Genomic DNA, 15,285 nt, shown 5'->3' with positions numbered 1-15,285 from the left:
GCTCAGAGTCCCAATACTTGGCGGATCGCCGCAGCGTTGCGGCTGATCTTGTTGATGACGGTGGTGTCGCTGCCTGGATCGTCCAGGTACTGGTCGAGCAGGTCTGGCGACACCTGGTTGATGACGCGCAAGCCCAGCTGCGCGGCAGCGGCCATTGGGGTGGGCGATGCGGCGGTGAAGACGGGGGTGCTCGCGATCATCGGCGTGACCGCACCGCCCTCGGCATAGCCCCGCCAGCGGTCAATGGCGGCCATGCCGACCTGGTTGAAGGCCGACAGGAATGCCAGCGCTCCGGGCTGACGCACCACCTCTTGGCGATGGACGAACTCGCCGGCGTGAACAATGCCGGCGGGCTGGTACTTGCCACCGGGACCGGTGTAGCCACCGACCGCAAAGCTGGAGGCGGCACCGATGGCGTTTGCGGCGGCCATCGCTGCTGCTGCCGACTGCATCTGAACGGCTGCGGCAGTAACTGCAGCTGCACCGCTGATCAAGCCGGCCCCCGAGGTACTGAGCGCGGTCGCGCTGGTGGCCACGGCGGTGGCGCCGGCGGTCACGCCCGCCGCTGCGCTCGATAGGGCCGTCGCTGAGGCCTGGGTGGCGGCGGCTGCCGCTGCATCTGCCCCGACGTCCACGCCCTTGTCGAACACCATCGACGTGATCTTGCTGGCCAATGCCTGCGACCACTGCTCGGCGACGAACTCAGCCAGGCCAGTGGACACCGTCACGAAGAAGCTCCGCACCATGTCACCCAGGGAGGCGCTGCCGCTTGCCAGCGACATGAACGCTTCCTTGAAGGCGCTCTGGAACGTGGTACGGACGTTCTGCTGCAGGAGGTCCGTGGTCTGCGCCATCTCCCGCAGTTTCAGCTCGATCTGCTCGACCGCCGCCAACGCCTCGGGGTTGCCCAAGGCCGTCGCGGCTTCCCGCATTTTCGGAACCAGTTCCCGCAGGGTAACCAGCTTGGCCTGGTACAGGTTGACAATGCGCTGCTGCGCGTCCGCTTCGGTGATGAGACCGGCCTGCAGCTCGACCTGGATGCGCTGCTGCTCCAGGGCCACCTGGCCCATCGTGCGGTTGTAGGTCTCCTGCAGGCCCTTGAGCTGCGCGCTGGCCTCGGTGAGCTTCATCAGCTTGGCCACGTCGGCGGCTTCGGCACTCTTGCCCACGTTGTCCAGCTGCTGCTGCAGGCGCCCCAGCTCCTTCACCGTCTTGGCCGCCTCAGCATCGGCACCGGTGCCCTGCAGCTGAGCGAGCTGCAGGCGCACGTCGACCATCTTCTTGGCCATCTCCACGCGTTGGCGTTCACTGTCGAGCAGCTGCGCCTGGTCGACCAGCTGGGATTTCAGACCCTCGCTGGCGTTCTTGTAGGCGCCTTCCTCGATCTCATAGCGGATACGCGCAGCTTCGCCGGCCTTGGTTTCGCCCTCCTGCAGGTCGCCCAGCATGGACACCTGTTTGGCCAGGTTGTCCAGCTCGCGCTGGGCAGCGGTTTCGGCCTTCTCGCCCTCGGTCTTGCCCGGCTTGCGCGTGCGGCTGCGGTCCTTGTACTGCTCCTGCAGCTGCTTGAGCGCCTTGTCATAGGCGCCGCCCTTGATGCTGCCATCGGCGCCGAAGACGACGTCGCGCAGTAGTTCAGGATCGGTGTTGCCTGCGGCAGCACCGTCACGCAATGCGCGGAACTTCTTGCCCAGCTCGTCGACGGCCTTCGCCAGCTTCTCCGCCTTCGGTGCGCCGCTGTCGAGCTGGTCCTGGATGGCCTTCGATGCGGCCACGGCCTTGCCCTGCACCTCCTGGTTGGCCTTGTCGGCCGCCGCCCGCTGTTCCAGGGCGGCCTTCTCCGACTCCAGCGCGGCGATGCGGGCCTTGGTCTGCTGTTCGCCAGCTGCACCTCGGGTGGCGTCACCAGGAATCGGGCTGTTCCGCAATGACTGGAAGAACGCCAGGTCCTCACGCAGGGAGCTGAGGCGAGCCTCCACGTCGGTGCGGCCGACGTCCTTCATTGCCTGCCAGGTGCGCAGCACCGCGCCCTTGACGCCCTCCCAAGCCTGTTCCAGGAAGCCGGCCGACTGGCGGGCCTCCTCCACGCGCTGCTTGTGGACTTCCGCGAAGGAGCTGATGGCCAGGCGTGCGGCGTCGGTTTGGCGGCCCTGATCCTCCAGGGCGCGAACGTGGTCGTACACCTCCAGCGTCAGGAAGTTGTATTGCTCGTTCAGCTCGGCCAGCGTTGCCGACGGCGCCTTGGCCAAGGCGATGATCTTGGCCGTCGTGTTCTCGATGCTGTCGCCGGTGAGCTTGGACAGGTTCACGGCCGCTTCGGCCGCCTCGGCAAGCGAATCGCTTGCGATCCGGCCGGATCCGGCCAGGCCGTTCAATGCCTGCTGAGCCTTGCCGTACTCGCCAGTGGCGCCGCCCACCTGGTTGCGCAGTTCCGCCAGGTGCCCGGCCGTCGTCCCCGCCGCATTGCCGGTGGCGATCAGGGACAGCTCCAAGGCGCGGTTCTCCTGATAGCCCTTGTATGCGGCGGCTGCGAACAGACCCAGCGTGGCCACGGCACCGCCGACGGCCACCCCGAGGGCGCCAAAGCCTGCCGCGCTGCGACTGCCAAGGTTGAGCAGCATGCTGCCGGCGCCAGAGACATTGCCCTGCAGCAGGTTGGCGCCGACACCGGCCAGGCTGGTACGGACCTCGCGGGCTGACAGGCTGAGATTGCGCATGCGCCGATCGGCAAGATCGACGCCGTCGCTCAACTGCTGCCAATGGGCACGCTGGCTGGCGATACCCACCATCGCGCGGTTGTAGGCTTCGCGCGAGATGGTGCCGGCATCAACCGATCGCTTGAGCTTGGCTTCGTCGGCATCGAGCCGGACCAGCGCAGCGTGGGCCGGGTCGTACACGCGCAGCAGCTGCTGCATCTGGCGCTCTTCCTTGGCGCGGGCGGAGGCGGCCTGTTCCTTGCTGGCCAGCAGCTGCTTCTCCTGCTTGTCCAGCTTGCCGAAGATCTCGGACTGCTCCTCCACCGAGATCAGGTTGGATCGCATCACCCGGTCGAGCAGCTGCTCGGTTTCGGCCAGGTCTTCGAACGACCGGGCACCGCGCTCGACGCGCTGCTGCAGTTCGGAGATGGACTGGATCTGCTGGGTGGTGGTGGCCTGCGAGGCATAGGCGGCCTGGACTGCCTCACGCGAGGCGCGGGCCTGCTCAGTCGTGGCGGCAGCATGGCGTGCGGTGGCATCACTGTTGGCCTGGCTGGCCTGCAGCTGCGCATCCAGCGCCCGCTGGTAGGCCAGCGATGCCTGCACCATGTCCTGGATGCGTTTGGCCGCCTGCTCGGCGGTCTCGCCCTGGCGCTGCAGGCCAGCGGCGGCGGCCTCTGCAGCCTTCCCGGTCTCGGCGACGCCCTTGGCGTTGCCGACCTTGGCCAGGCCATCGGCCGCCTTCTGCGCCGAGCCGCCGATCTTCTCCAGATCCTTGTCCAGGGCCTGGACCGCGCTGCCGGCCTGGCCGAGGTCCGCTCGGATCTTGAGGGCCAGTTCCATGTTGCCGGCGTTGCGGTTCACGTGATTACTCCAGTTGCTTGGATAGATCCTTGGCTACGGCGCCGCCAGCGAATGCGGCGTTGATGTCGTGCAGCCTGGCGCGGCGCTCCCTGCGACTGCGCCTGTCCTCTTCCCGCAGGAAGAGCATCAGCTGCCGCTGGGTGTATCGCCCGATGTCGGCGGGGGTTCGTCCGTACCCCGCTCGGATGAGGATTGAGTAGAGCTGGGCCCAGCCAATGACCTTGCCAGCCGCTCGGCCGCTGCCTTTCGCATCAGGCGTTCGATGAAAAAATGGCCGTTCACCTGCCACCACAGCAGCTGCAGCTGCTCGCCATCGCGATAGCCGAGACTGCTGATCCAGTCCTTGTCCTGGTCGGTCGCTGCTGCGATCAGCACCAGCACGTCATCGATGTTGTTGGCCAGAACCTCGGCCACCGCTTCCATGCTCGGGATGACGGACGCATCACCGAAGACGCGGTGCAGCCCTTCGACCAGCGGACGGATGTGACGATCCAGACGTGCGGCCTCGACGAAGCCGTACTCACGGACAGTGATCTCGCGGCCACCGATCACTGCGCTGCTCTCCGGATGCAGAATGGCCAGTTCGTCGGGAGCGCCCGTCTTGGGCGCTCCCTTCTTAGCCGCGGCCTCGACCTTCTTGGCCATCAGGCGGCCTTCTTCTGCAGCAGGCGACCGAAGCCACCCAGCGCCGGGTCGTTGGCACGGGCGGGGTCGAACAGGATGGCGGCCGACAGGGCAAGGTTGCCGTATTCCTGGTTGATCAGGCCCAGCGACTGCACAGGGGCGAAGCGCGCGCGCCACAGTTCAATGACCACAGACTCACCGGTCTCGGTGTTGATGCCGTCGAACTGCAGGAACTGCACCTTGCCCGGAGCAGAGAACAGCACCGTGTTCTCCACGCCCTCGTAGCTGTAGGCCGCTTTGAACGGCTGCTGGAAGGTACCGATGTCCTTCAGCTCAACGACACTCTGGCTGTGCCCCACCAACCCGTAGTTGGCCGGCGGCACCGTGGCCGGGGTGGTGGCGCTGTCGGTCAGCACCAGGGCGGACGCGAACGGATGGTCCAGGCGCACCTGGTCACCCGCCACCAGGCCGGTCGGGAACACCTCGCCGGTCACCGTGGCGGCGGCGATGTCCGCGACCGTTGCCTGGAAGCCGAGCGCGAGGTTGGCGGAGGACCAGTAGTCCAGCGTCAGGTTCAGCGCGGCGGTCGTGCCGGTGTCCAGGCGGCCGAGCTGCAGGCGCTTGCCGGAGAACGAATCGGTCTTGTCGGTACTGTTGGTGGACAGTTCCAGGGTGGCTTCGGGAACGTTGCCGAGCCAGCGCAGCTTACCGATCTTGCCATCGGCCAGGACGTCGGCGCTGCGGATGTAACCCTGCAGCGAGAAAAGGGAACCGGTACCGGACATCGTCACTTCTCCTTCGTATCGGCGACCACGCGGTTCGCGATCAACCACTCGCGATCCGCTTCGGACACCTTGATCTTGGCCTTGGCGTCGTACTGGACGCCGGCGTGGGTGTGGGGCTTGTCGAGCGTGACCTCGACCAGCTTCTGGACGGGTGCTTCGTTCACCGCGCTGCTCCTTTGATGATGTGCTGCGTTTGATAGATGTCGGCCCACAGCGCGATGCTCGCGTTGTAGTCCTGCATGTCGCCCTGGACGAACTGACAGGCGCGCGCGCCCGGCAGATCCGGAACCCAGCCAATCAGCGCTCCGCGAATGGCGGCCAGCACTGCCTGCAAATCCTGGGTGACCTGCTCGCCGCGCTGATCGCGGTAGTTCCTCGCCGCGACCACGACGGCAAAGCTGGCGTAGGCAATCTGGCTGCTCGGCACCTGCTGTCCCGGAGGGGCGACGCCCTGTTGCTGCGAGACCGCCTTTTCTCGGGCCAGCACCAGGTAGGCACACGGCGCCGGGAAGTCCTGGAGCGACTGCACGGCGTGGTAGTCGGCCGCGCCTTTGATGGACCGCAGCGTCTGGTTCTCCAGCAGCTTGGCCGCCACCAGGCGCTCGCGGACCAGCTCGACGTCGAAGGGCGCGGCGCTCACTTGCCGTAGTCCTCCAGCGTGGCGTGGGTGAACTGTCGCGCCGGCGCGCACCACTCAGGCGAACCACTGCTCGGAGGTGGAAGCGGGTCGTCAACGCCGAGCGAGAACTTGCCGTCCCTGGTCAGCTCCAGAAAGCGCAGTGCTTCCTTGTAGTCGCGCACCACCGGGTCCGTCCGGTCTTCGGTGTTGACCCGATCCTTGTGCAGCAGGTAGCGGGCGATCCAGCGTGCCCAGGTTGGGACGATCGTTGGCACCGGGTTGAGCGGTACGGTGTAGGGCACCGGCTTGCGCACGACCAGGTAGCCATTGATCACGCCGTCGGCGTCGTCCAGGGCGCGCTGCACGTGCGCTGCGGCCTGGTCGGCGATCGCAACGTCTGCAGGATCGTAGGCGCTGCGGTCCTCGCCAAGGAGCGTGGCGTCCATCAGCGCCTCATCGACGATGCGGAAGCGCTCCGGGGTGGCCACCTCGGCCAATTCCCTGGCGAGCTTGGCGGCCGACAGCAGGGGCAGCGTGCAGTAAGACATGGCGGCCCTCAGACGTGGTCGAAGGGTTCGGCCGGCTCGCTGCCGAGGACGCCAGCGGCCTGGTAGATCGCCGCGTCGTCTTCGGAGATTTCGATCCAGGCCGGCGGCTTGACGGGGTGCCCCTTGAACTTGAACGGAGTCAGCACCTCAAAACAGACGCGTGCCGGCGCGTCGTCATCAGGCGAATTCACGCCGGCGACAGGGCCTTCAGCGGCACCGGCCGCGCCACTGGCTTCAGCGGTGGCCGGCGGTGCAGAGGCGGTAACGTCGCCGCCGGCGCCAAGAGCCTGATCGTTCTCGGCCGGTGCCAGCGCCGGGTCGGCGGTCAAGTCCGACGATGCGGCGGCGTCGACATCGATCTTGGAATCGGCATCGGCATCGGCATCGGCCGGAGGATCCAACTGTGCCGTGGCGGTCTCTGCGGGCTTCTCTTCCGTGACGGCCGGCGCGGCGGCCGGCTTGCTGTCCTGGACGGTCTTGGGTGCGCTGGACGGCGCGGTGCGGGGCTTGGCCACGACGGGGTCTCCGAATAGGTGTGGTGCCGTGCTCTCCGGCTGTCACGCATGGTTCGCTGTGCTCCGCACTGCCAGGCCCGCGTTCGCCTGGTGCCGCCGCCGCTCTTGGTGTGGCGTAGGCAACGCTGGCGACGCTCCTGTCGCCAGCGGCCGGTTGTGCCTTACGCGCCAGCACCCTGGATCAGGTAGCCGGCGAGCATGCCGCTCATCACCGGCACGCGATCAGCGTCCACCGGATACACCCAGGAGCGGGCGTTTTCGTCGCGGTACGGCTTGCGGACCAGCGGCATGCCGGTGATCGAGTAGGTGTAGCCATAGCTCGGACGCGCGTTGCTGCGGCTGTTGCCACCGGTCGGCGGAGCCACATACGCCACGATCACGTCATTGCCCCAGACGTCGCTGAGGTCATCGTCCTGGCCGCTCGCACCCACCGCCTCGCCGACGTACACGTTCTGCACGTTCCACAGCTTGGCCAGCAGCTCCGCCGTGACCGAGTCGCGGCCGGTGTACTTCAGCCGGTCGATGATCGACTTGTTGGATTCCAGAGCAGCGAAGGACGACGCCGAAAGCAGGACGGTATTCGGGCGCACGCCGATCGAGCCACGCACCGCGTTCTTGGCCTTGCCGATATCCTGAGTCGGATCACTGCCATCGCCCGTCCAGGCATCCGCGCCTACCAGCGTGATCTTGTGATCGTTGTCGTACTTGGAGGCGTCGCGGGCCAGTTCGGCGCACTCGTACTCGTGGGCCAGTTCGTGGGTGTCGAGGACGACGTCGACCGCGTCACTGGCCAGGTCCAGGCCCGGCACCTGGGCAGCGTCGTTCTGGTTTTCGTCCGGCACCAGCGCCTCCAGGCCAGCCGGTGTGATGGCATAGGGCTTGCCGGCGTAGCCGAAGGTGATGCGCTTGGTCGCCGAGCCGGGGGCGCGCTTGGTGTTGTAGCGGCGGAAGCTCTCCTTGCCGAACTCCAGAATCTGGCCGCCGTAGGAGCGCACCGTGGCGATCGGGAACAGGAAGCGGCCCACGTTGCCCGGCCGCAGGTAGCCCTGCGCATGGGTGGTGAGAATGGGATCGATGACGCGGGACTGGGCAGTGGTTTGCTGGGTCATGACAGGGTCTCTTGAATTCGACGAGGGATGGGCTTAGCGCTGCGGCGTGCCGCTTAGCCGGCCGGCGCCGCGCTGGGGGCGTTCTGGATCAGCAGCACCTCAATGCGGTCGCCATCCGCAGCGGCACCCTGCAGCGCCTGTGCAACGGCGACGCCGGTGGTATGGGTAACCGCCTTGCCGTCACTGCCGACCTGGACGTAGGCGTTCTTCGCGATCACACCGCCGGCGGTGGCGACCGCCGTGCCCAGCACGTCGGTGTTGACCAGCTCGCCGACCTTGGCTTCGGTGGCCGTCACGCCGAAGGTGTTGCCGCCGGCGGTGGCATAGGCGCCGCCGGCACCGACGAAGCGCTCGGCAGCCAGTGCGGCCGTGGCGGCGATGGAGAGGGAAAGCAGAGCAATCTTCTGGGTCATGGTCGTGCGCTCCTGGCGCCTGTAGCTGCGAATGGTCTGGGTGGTGACTGGCTGTCGTTGGCGATCAACGACCGCCGACGGCCTTCACCGCGTCCAGGTACTTCACGCCTGGGTTGGTCTGCTGGTAGGCCACTGCCTTGCGGTGCAGCTCCATGCCGGCGGCATCGACCTGCAGGCCACCACCCGGCGTGGCGAAATCGGCGGGCGCCGACGTGTCAGGCAAACCGCCGCCGGACTTCTCGCTGAAGTCCATCGTCTTGGGCAGGCTGGAAAGCAGCTCGCGCAGGACCGCTTCGGCGGGCTTGGAAACCTGGGTTTCGCCCTCGGCGAAGTTCAGCGGCTGGCCGCCCACCGGGAGGGCCAACAGCAGCTCAACGACACCGGCCTTCTGTCGCGGCAACAGCTTGCCGTCGTTGACCAGGCCCTCGGCAAAGTTGGTGGCGTCTTCGCGACGCGCAACCGCCTCACGGGCGGCCAGTGCCTTCTCACGTGCATCCAGGGCGGCAGTCTGGTTGTCCAGTTCCTGCTGGCGCTGGGCGATCTGTTCCTGGTTCTGCTGGGACATTTGAATCTCCGTTGTTCGTTCATCGGTGGGTTCCGCGAAAGCGGTCGAGGTTGCTCCCACACGCTCGTCCGGATCACGCGTGCTTTCCGTGACCTCGCGGATCTGCCATTGCGGGATGAGCTTGTCGGCTGTTTCCAGCCCGTCTCGGTCGATGAGGTAATCGCGCATCGACTGCAGCAAGCTGCCCAGGGTCCAGCCCAAGCGGGCGAGCGGTTGCGAGAAGCAGACCGCTTCTTCGCCATCGCAGAAGGACGCGGACTTCAGCCCCTTCACTGCTGGCGGCTGTGCGCCCAGGAAACCGATGTGCCGCAGGTAGAACTTGCCGGGCGTCGGATTGCCAGGCGTGTCGGGAAGGAAGATCGATGCGCTGATCTTCTTGAAACGACCCTTGTTGACCATGCTGGCGAAATCGGGGTCGACCTGGTGCGGCTCTGCGAACAGCACGCCGTCGCGACACTCCAGCGATTTACCCCAACCGTATGCCGGCAGATCCGCCTTGGGATGGCCGACAACGATCGGTGCCTCATGCAGGTCGACGCTATAGGTCTGCGCGATCTGCTGAACGTCGGCTTCGCTGAACGTAAAGGAGCGACCGTCCTCGGCGACGTGCGTTCCTGCCTTGAAGATCTCGAGAGCTGCGGCGGGCTGGTTCATGCCGCCATGTTCCTGTCGCGAACGCGTCAGGTCATTTGCACGGGTTCACAGCTTTTCGGGCGTCGCGCGCGTGCGAGTTTTGGCAGCTTCGATACGCACGCTGGCGGAGGTGCGTTCGATGCGGGAAGGATCGCGCAGAAAGCGGTGTCTGACACTTGCGGCACCCGAGAGATGCACCACCGTGCCACTCAGCGCGTCATCGGGCGCAGCGGCGCGCTGTCGCGCTCACTCGGAAAACAACCCGGCCACGTGATCGGAGGCAATGAGGACGACCTCTTGCTCGTCCTCGTTGGACAGACCGAGCCAAGGGCGCGCGGGAATGCCGATGGTGTACGCCGGCAAGGTGACCCACTGAGCGAAGTTGGATTGTCGGCGCTTCACGAACTGCGTACCGACTTCGCCGTCCCGGCCCTGCCGGAAGTACACCTGCGTGGATCGTGCAGGGCGATTGATCGTCGCGCCGAACTGGTGAACAGCCCCGTAGGGCGCGTTGGTGCCGACCAGCAGCGTGTCGCCTACCACCTGATGCGCGAGCTGGTCGCCGAGCATATGGAAATCAAAGCGCAGCATCGGAACGCCAGGACGCTTGCGCTCCTTCTGGCGCCGATAGCCTGGGGACAGCGGCGCCCAAGGCGCGCCGTCCGGAGACACCTGGCGTGCTGCTCGGTCCCGCGTTGAACGCAGGAGGTACTCGCCGATGTCCTCCAGCATCGGCTGCAGTGCATCGTTGCGCAGGCCCTTGGCCGCGCTGCGAAGCGCGGGGCCTGCCGTGTCCTTGGTGATCTCGACGCGCGCGGCCATTAGGGAATCTCGCCCTGGATCAGCTGCCAGCTTCCACGGTCGACCAAGCGACGAAGATCCACTGACGAAACCACGCCGGCATCCTGGATCAGGTTGGGCATGGCGGCGCTTCCTTGGATCCGAACGTCGACGACTAGGCGCTGCCGCCGATCACCTTGAAGCACGAAGCGCACGATGCTGCTCGCGGCGTCATACAGAAGAGCGAATGGCGATCGCAGCGCGCTCGGCAGCGATGGAAGGTATGCCGCTGGCACCCGGTCCAATACCTCGGCCGCCTCAACGGCGATCGCGGCCGACCCCAGCTCGGCCGCCTTGCTTGACAGAGCATCGACTGCACTGACCTGGAGCGCGCCAACGAGATACTGGCTCGAATGCGCGCGACCAGCTGCTGCAGCCGCGCGCCATTCGCTTAGGCCGGCCTGCAGCGCGTCCAGCGCACGGGGGCGCTCCAGCACCTGAGCAGCAGTACGCGCTGCTGGCGCGGCCGGCAGGCTCACATTTCGGCGCAGCGCAGCCTGTAGCGCTTCCTCGATACCGCTGCCCAGTGCAGGAGGCGTTTGTGGTCCGCCCCTGCGAGTCGGCCAACCGTCCAGACTGCGGCCGGGGGCATAGCCGAAACCGGGATCCACGCCCACCGGTGTTTCTACCAGGAACGGGCCGCCAGGACTGCGCTGCCCGACCATGCGCTGTTCAAACTCGACCGCAGGTGCCGTGTCTGGACCGTCCTTACCCAGCCGTGCCAGGTCACGATCGTTCAGCGCCTCGACATAGCACTGGCAGCCCCAGCCGTTGGCCGGGAAGAACCACTGCCACCACGGATCATCACAGTGCAGAACCATGCCATCCCAGGCCTGGTGCAGAGGCCGGGGCGTCTCGACTGCGTCGCTGTGACGGTAGCGCCACCACGGTCTGGATTTCTTCAGGGCCTGCAGCTGATGCCATCGGCCCGCGTTGTAGCTCTGGCGCAGGTTGGTTTCGTAGATGACGCGGGAGCGCCAGTTGCGTCCACCGTTGTAGTCCCAGCCATGCGTGGCCACGATGCGGTCGAAATCGCGACGGAACTGCTCCAGCGTCACTCCATCGTCGATGGCCTTGCGGATCGCCGTGGCAAAGTCCGCCACCAGCTCATCACGGTTGGCGCCGGCGACCATGAAACCCTGGTCATGCTCCGACTCCCATACGTCCAGCCAGCTTTCCGTGACGATGTTGCGCTTGCGACGGAAGAACGCGATCTGCTGCTCAAAGGGAACTTGGCCATAGCCCACGGTCGCCATCGATCAGCCTCCGGCGGCGCGCTGTGCGTCGTCTCGCCCGCGCAGGTGGGCGGCGCTCAGGCCAAGGGCGACGCCGTTGGCGAACTCCTCCAGGCTCATCTCCGGCGCAGCTGCCAGGACTTGGTCGTACAGCTCCTCCAACGAGGTGGCGTTTTCTGTCAGCTGCTGCAGCCCCTGAACCCACGCCGCGCCGGCTTCGCGCGTTGAGTGGTCGAGCTGGGCCGTCATGCTCCCAACCTGCTGGCCGTCCGCTTCTGCGAACGCCGCCGGATAGTGACGCCGGAGCAGCGCCAGGACCGACTTTTCCGGGTCGGCGAAACGCGCGTCGTCGATGGCGGTCGGTGGCGTCTGCGGCTCGGCTGGCGGCTCCCTCAGCTCATAGTTCGGTCCATACGTCTGCTCGATGTAGACGGGCTTGGGGCGATAGCCCAGGCGATAGAGCTTCTCGTCGCGAGATGCCGCTGCATCAAGATCCTCAGCCTCATCAGTGACCCGATAGACACGCGGGACTTCCGCACCTGGGAAGTTCATTTCCGTCAGCCAACGGGCCGGCCCTTTGGTGAAGGACTCACAGATCAGGTCGGCGTCGGCCTTGATGATGTCCCTGCGGACCTCGGCCTGCAGTTCGTCGTTGCCAAGCTTTCCGGCCGTGCCTTGCGTGCTGGCGGTCTGCCCGAGGACGACCTTCTGGATCGTGGCGTCCATGTAGTCCTGCAGCGCCTTGTAGTCCGCCGTCCCGCTACGACCTGCCTCAAGCAGGGCAACCTCCATTTCCTTGGGCATGATGATGCCGCTGTCGGTCTGGATGGCGCGGGTCGCGCCCAGCAGCCTATTCCGCTCTTCAGCAGTGGCGTTCTCGTCGTACTTGCCCACCGCCGTGGGCATGCCGAACTTCTCCAGGAAGATCAGCCAGAACTTCAACCCATTGCGCTTGAACAGCACCGGCCAGTACAGCCAATGCGCCAGGCCGAGGCCGTAGGGCTCATCATCATGATCGGCGCCTGCGCAGTAGTTCCAGAAGTATGGAGCCGGCGCCGGGATACCTTCAGCCATGTGGGACTGAGTGAGCAGGCGCAGATCCCCATCCTTGCCGAAGCGGAAGCGCCGGCGGTTGCGCACCTTGATCGCGCTCATCGCGATGCGGTTGCCGTCAGCCTTGTAGATGATCTCTGCCGGGGCGTAGCCGTAGAAGACACCGAAGTGCATCTTGCGGGTCACGTTATCCCAGCCAATGTCGTGGAGCTGATCGCGCAGATGATCCGCTGCCGCGCGGTCAATCGCGCGCTTTCCGCCAGGCTCAACCTGCCATTCGCAGGCGACGACGGAATCCTGCCGGGAGCCAAACGTCGCCTTGACCTCGGGATCAGACAGCACCTGCTCGTAGATCTGCAGGTCGTAGCCGCCGCGATTGCGCAGCACGCTGTCGAACGGAAGCATCAGTGGGCCGGTGTAGCCGCGGGTGATGTCCATTCCGTCCGCAGTGGTGGCCACCTCGCGGTTCAGTTCAGGGCGGGCGGTGGTCATGCGAAGCCTCCAAAATCATTGCCACCCGACACGGTGCCGAAGCCCCTATCGGAAGTGGTTGCTACAACTCCATCATCAAGCGCCTCGCCCACGTACACGCGCTGCCCGGTCGACTGGAACTCGATCGAGCCACGGGGTACATGATTCAGCGCCGCGAACTGCGTCAGGGCACCAGCGATAGCGCCGTCGCCGTGGCGCACCAGGTCGGGATCCTGCAGATCCTTGCGCTCCAGTTTGGGCACCATCGGGATGCCGTCGACGTATTCGACCGCTCGGTGGTCATCCTCCAGCGAGGCGTCCCTGGGAAGGCTGATGAAGCCGTCTTCGAAGAGCGAGATGTACTTGGGCATCCACTCGCCGTACCAAGGGCGCGATAGTGTCACCTCGTGGATGGGGCCACCCTTGTAGCGCCCGGCTTCCTTGTCCAGCTCGGCCCTACCGTATCGGTCGCCGGTGTACTCCATCAGTGTCTGGCCGGGGCCGGTGGCATCCCCTGCGAACGTCCAGCGCCCTGCAGCTTCCGTCTTCAGGAAGTCCAGCAGCGCCCACAGGATTTGCTCCTGCTGGCGGGTGGGAGCATTGGCCAGCTCGATCAGGAACGGCACTACGCGGCGCAGATCCTGCTCGATTCGGGCGGGCATGATCACCGAGAAGTGGCGATGGCGGGCGAAGTCCATGCCAACCGCCCAGCGGCCTGTGAATCCCTTGGCGGCCGCCCTCAGTGCCGGCATCAGCTGCGTGGCAATCCAGGACGCGCACCACACCTCGCGCTCCTTCTCGGGGCGCTTCGGGAAGTCGTCATCGAAGACGATCCGCAGTACCGGCCGGGTCTCCGCCATTGCGCGATCCAACCACACCGAAGGAATGGCTGAACCATCGCCGTCGCGGGGGATGACGTCCAGCTCCTCGCGCATCGCAGCCTTGCGCGGACCGTAGGCGGAACGGATCGCGTTGTACCACTCGCGCTTCCCATCCGGCGTGGCGATCTTGCCGCGCATGGCGCAGGCCCGCTCGTAGAGGCCGTTGGCCACGGCATCGTCGAAGCTGATCCGGATGACTTTCGCCTTTGCGCCATAACGCCCCGCGCGGATGTCCTGCACCAGCTGATTGAACGGGTTCTTCTTGCCCCGGTGCGTTGACCACACCCGGATGCGACCGCCCCAGATGAGCAGTGCAGTGGCCGACTCCAGCACCTTGGCGACGTCCTTGTGGAGCGCCGCTTCGTCCAGGTCGACCACGCCTTGCAGGCCGTGGATGTTCTCAGGGCGCGAGGACAAGGCCGTGACGCGGAAACCGCTGGCAAAGCGGACGCGGAACGCTTGGATCTGGCGGCTTGTCCCGTCAGGCGCCTGGTCCTGAAAAATGTGCTGTTCAACACGTGATGCCTGCCCACGCGCAATGATCGGCGCGAACTTGGCAACGTAGCCAATGAACTCCAGGCCTTTCTCTTTCGTGTCGGCCATGTACCACACGTTGTCGCCGCCGGCTTCCTTGGAGGAAGCGGCGGTGATCGTGTCGGTCAGCGCCTGCGCGAAGGTGATGCCGGTGCGGCGTCCCTTCTCACATACCGCAATATCGAGCCCTTCTTGCATCCGGATCCATTCGGACTGGTGGGCCATCAGTACGCCGGCCTCACGTGGGTCGAAGTTGGACGAGATGGTGCGAACGCTCTCCGGAAGGTCATCCCAATCCAGAACGCGCTCAGTATCCGGCAGTGGCGTCAGATCGGACACTTAGCCGACTCCCTGCAGGACGGTGTTCCGCCAGAAGGCAACGTCGTCGGCGCCAAGCCCGCGCGCACGTGCCGCGTCCTCCACCCGTTGCGAGGCCTCCTGAAGCGCCTTCTCCCGCACCTCAGTCGCCCACTTGTGGCGGTTCACACTGGCCCGACTGAGGGTGGCAATGTTCTTGGCCGCCTTGCCCAGGAGAGCAATGCGCTTGCCAGGATCCATGCCCTCGGCGTCGCCTTCCTCCAATTCCTGCAGGGCCAGCAGCGCATCGAAGATCTCGGTCTGAACGATGCTGATGATCGCGTTGCTGCGCTCGTCGGCATCATCAGGCGCTGCCTGGCTGATCAGGCGCGCCGCCTCGGTGCTGGCCTTGACTGCCGCAAGGCGCCGTTCCAGCTTCTGGCCATAGGCGCCGACGGCGCTCTTGCCGATGCTGAAACCCTTCTCCGTGAGCCATTCGGCCAGCCCGACGTACCCGCCGAAGCCGGAGGCAATCAGGCGGGTGTCCAACTCGGCACGGATGTCCTGGGGAAGCTGATCGATCTTGCTGGCCGGGGGCATGGT

15 protein-coding genes are annotated in these 15,285 nt (G+C 66.0%); all 15 read right to left on the bottom strand.

Annotated elements, in window-relative coordinates; genetic code table 11:
- Positions 1 to 2: 2 nt before the first annotated feature.
- Positions 3 to 3,560, bottom strand: a complete 3,558-nt coding sequence (locus ACM0PB_RS03585) for a phage tail length tape measure family protein (RefSeq protein ID WP_414604337.1) — start codon at positions 3,558 to 3,560, stop codon at positions 3 to 5.
- A 126-nt stretch (positions 3,561 to 3,686) separates the two neighbouring features.
- Entirely contained in the window at positions 3,687 to 4,205 is a 519-nt protein-coding gene (locus tag ACM0PB_RS03580) for a DUF6631 family protein (protein WP_414604336.1), read from the bottom strand.
- Complete coding sequence (locus ACM0PB_RS03575; protein ID WP_414604335.1) at positions 4,205 to 4,969, bottom strand: phage tail tube protein; 765 nt, start codon at positions 4,967 to 4,969, stop codon at positions 4,205 to 4,207. The genes ACM0PB_RS03580 and ACM0PB_RS03575 overlap by 1 nt, the downstream gene beginning before the upstream one ends.
- A gap of 2 nt (positions 4,970 to 4,971) precedes the next feature.
- Positions 4,972 to 5,133 carry a DUF7210 family protein gene (locus ACM0PB_RS03570; protein WP_155029304.1) on the bottom strand — a complete coding sequence of 54 codons (162 nt, stop codon included), beginning with the start codon at positions 5,131 to 5,133 and terminating at the stop codon, positions 4,972 to 4,974.
- A complete protein-coding gene (locus ACM0PB_RS03565; protein WP_414604334.1) occupies positions 5,130 to 5,609 on the bottom strand; it encodes a phage tail terminator protein in 480 nt (159 codons plus the stop codon). Before ACM0PB_RS03565 ends, ACM0PB_RS03570 begins: the two co-directional genes overlap by 4 nt.
- Positions 5,606 to 6,136: a phage protein Gp36 family protein gene (locus ACM0PB_RS03560; protein ID WP_414604333.1), complete on the bottom strand. Its 531-nt coding sequence runs from the start codon at positions 6,134 to 6,136 to the stop codon at positions 5,606 to 5,608. Before ACM0PB_RS03560 ends, ACM0PB_RS03565 begins: the two co-directional genes overlap by 4 nt.
- An 8-nt stretch (positions 6,137 to 6,144) precedes the next feature.
- The gene (locus ACM0PB_RS03555; RefSeq protein ID WP_414604332.1) at positions 6,145 to 6,651 is read right to left on the bottom strand and encodes a hypothetical protein; all 507 of its coding nucleotides are present in this window, start codon (positions 6,649 to 6,651) and stop codon (positions 6,145 to 6,147) included.
- 161 nt (positions 6,652 to 6,812) lie between these two features.
- The gene (locus ACM0PB_RS03550) at positions 6,813 to 7,760 is read right to left on the bottom strand and encodes a major capsid protein (RefSeq protein WP_125892632.1); all 948 of its coding nucleotides are present in this window, start codon (positions 7,758 to 7,760) and stop codon (positions 6,813 to 6,815) included.
- Positions 7,761 to 7,813: 53 nt separating this feature from the next.
- A complete protein-coding gene (locus tag ACM0PB_RS03545; RefSeq protein WP_088431744.1) occupies positions 7,814 to 8,173 on the bottom strand; it encodes a capsid cement protein in 360 nt (119 codons plus the stop codon).
- 64 nt (positions 8,174 to 8,237) lie between these two features.
- Positions 8,238 to 9,392 (bottom strand): hypothetical protein, encoded by a 1,155-nt coding sequence (locus tag ACM0PB_RS03540; RefSeq protein ID WP_414604331.1) that lies wholly within the window; start codon positions 9,390 to 9,392, stop codon positions 8,238 to 8,240.
- Positions 9,393 to 9,617: 225 nt separating this feature from the next.
- Complete coding sequence (locus ACM0PB_RS03535) at positions 9,618 to 10,193, bottom strand: phage virion morphogenesis protein (RefSeq protein WP_125430080.1); 576 nt, start codon at positions 10,191 to 10,193, stop codon at positions 9,618 to 9,620.
- On the bottom strand, positions 10,193 to 11,467 hold the full coding sequence (locus ACM0PB_RS03530; protein ID WP_414604330.1) for a phage head morphogenesis protein: 1,275 nt from the start codon (positions 11,465 to 11,467) through the stop codon (positions 10,193 to 10,195). Before ACM0PB_RS03530 ends, ACM0PB_RS03535 begins: the two co-directional genes overlap by 1 nt.
- A gap of 3 nt (positions 11,468 to 11,470) precedes the next feature.
- Complete coding sequence (locus tag ACM0PB_RS03525; RefSeq protein ID WP_414604329.1) at positions 11,471 to 12,991, bottom strand: DUF935 domain-containing protein; 1,521 nt, start codon at positions 12,989 to 12,991, stop codon at positions 11,471 to 11,473.
- Complete coding sequence (locus ACM0PB_RS03520) at positions 12,988 to 14,724, bottom strand: hypothetical protein (RefSeq protein WP_414604328.1); 1,737 nt, start codon at positions 14,722 to 14,724, stop codon at positions 12,988 to 12,990. Before ACM0PB_RS03520 ends, ACM0PB_RS03525 begins: the two co-directional genes overlap by 4 nt.
- Entirely contained in the window at positions 14,725 to 15,282 is a 558-nt protein-coding gene (locus ACM0PB_RS03515; protein ID WP_088610845.1) for a DUF3486 family protein, read from the bottom strand.
- Positions 15,283 to 15,285: the final 3 nt, after the last annotated feature.

The organism is Stenotrophomonas sp. AR029 (genome assembly GCF_047520695.2).
Lineage (GTDB): Bacteria > Pseudomonadota > Gammaproteobacteria > Xanthomonadales > Xanthomonadaceae > Stenotrophomonas > Stenotrophomonas sepilia.
This window is presented reverse-complemented; position numbering and strand designations above follow the sequence as displayed.

Coding starts and splice junctions, on each gene's coding strand:
- ACM0PB_RS03580 (WP_414604336.1), bottom strand. CDS start 4,205: ATGGCCAAGAAGGTCGAGGCCGCGGCTAAGAAGGGAGCGCCCAAGACG.
- ACM0PB_RS03575 (WP_414604335.1), bottom strand. CDS start 4,969: ATGTCCGGTACCGGTTCCCTTTTCTCGCTGCAGGGTTACATCCGCAGC.
- ACM0PB_RS03560 (WP_414604333.1), bottom strand. CDS start 6,136: ATGTCTTACTGCACGCTGCCCCTGCTGTCGGCCGCCAAGCTCGCCAGG.
- ACM0PB_RS03550 (WP_125892632.1), bottom strand. CDS start 7,760: ATGACCCAGCAAACCACTGCCCAGTCCCGCGTCATCGATCCCATTCTC.
- ACM0PB_RS03545 (WP_088431744.1), bottom strand. CDS start 8,173: ATGACCCAGAAGATTGCTCTGCTTTCCCTCTCCATCGCCGCCACGGCC.
- ACM0PB_RS03540 (WP_414604331.1), bottom strand. CDS start 9,392: ATGAACCAGCCCGCCGCAGCTCTCGAGATCTTCAAGGCAGGAACGCAC.
- ACM0PB_RS03535 (WP_125430080.1), bottom strand. CDS start 10,193: ATGGCCGCGCGCGTCGAGATCACCAAGGACACGGCAGGCCCCGCGCTT.
- ACM0PB_RS03530 (WP_414604330.1), bottom strand. CDS start 11,467: ATGGCGACCGTGGGCTATGGCCAAGTTCCCTTTGAGCAGCAGATCGCG.
- ACM0PB_RS03525 (WP_414604329.1), bottom strand. CDS start 12,991: ATGACCACCGCCCGCCCTGAACTGAACCGCGAGGTGGCCACCACTGCG.
- ACM0PB_RS03515 (WP_088610845.1), bottom strand. CDS start 15,282: ATGCCCCCGGCCAGCAAGATCGATCAGCTTCCCCAGGACATCCGTGCC.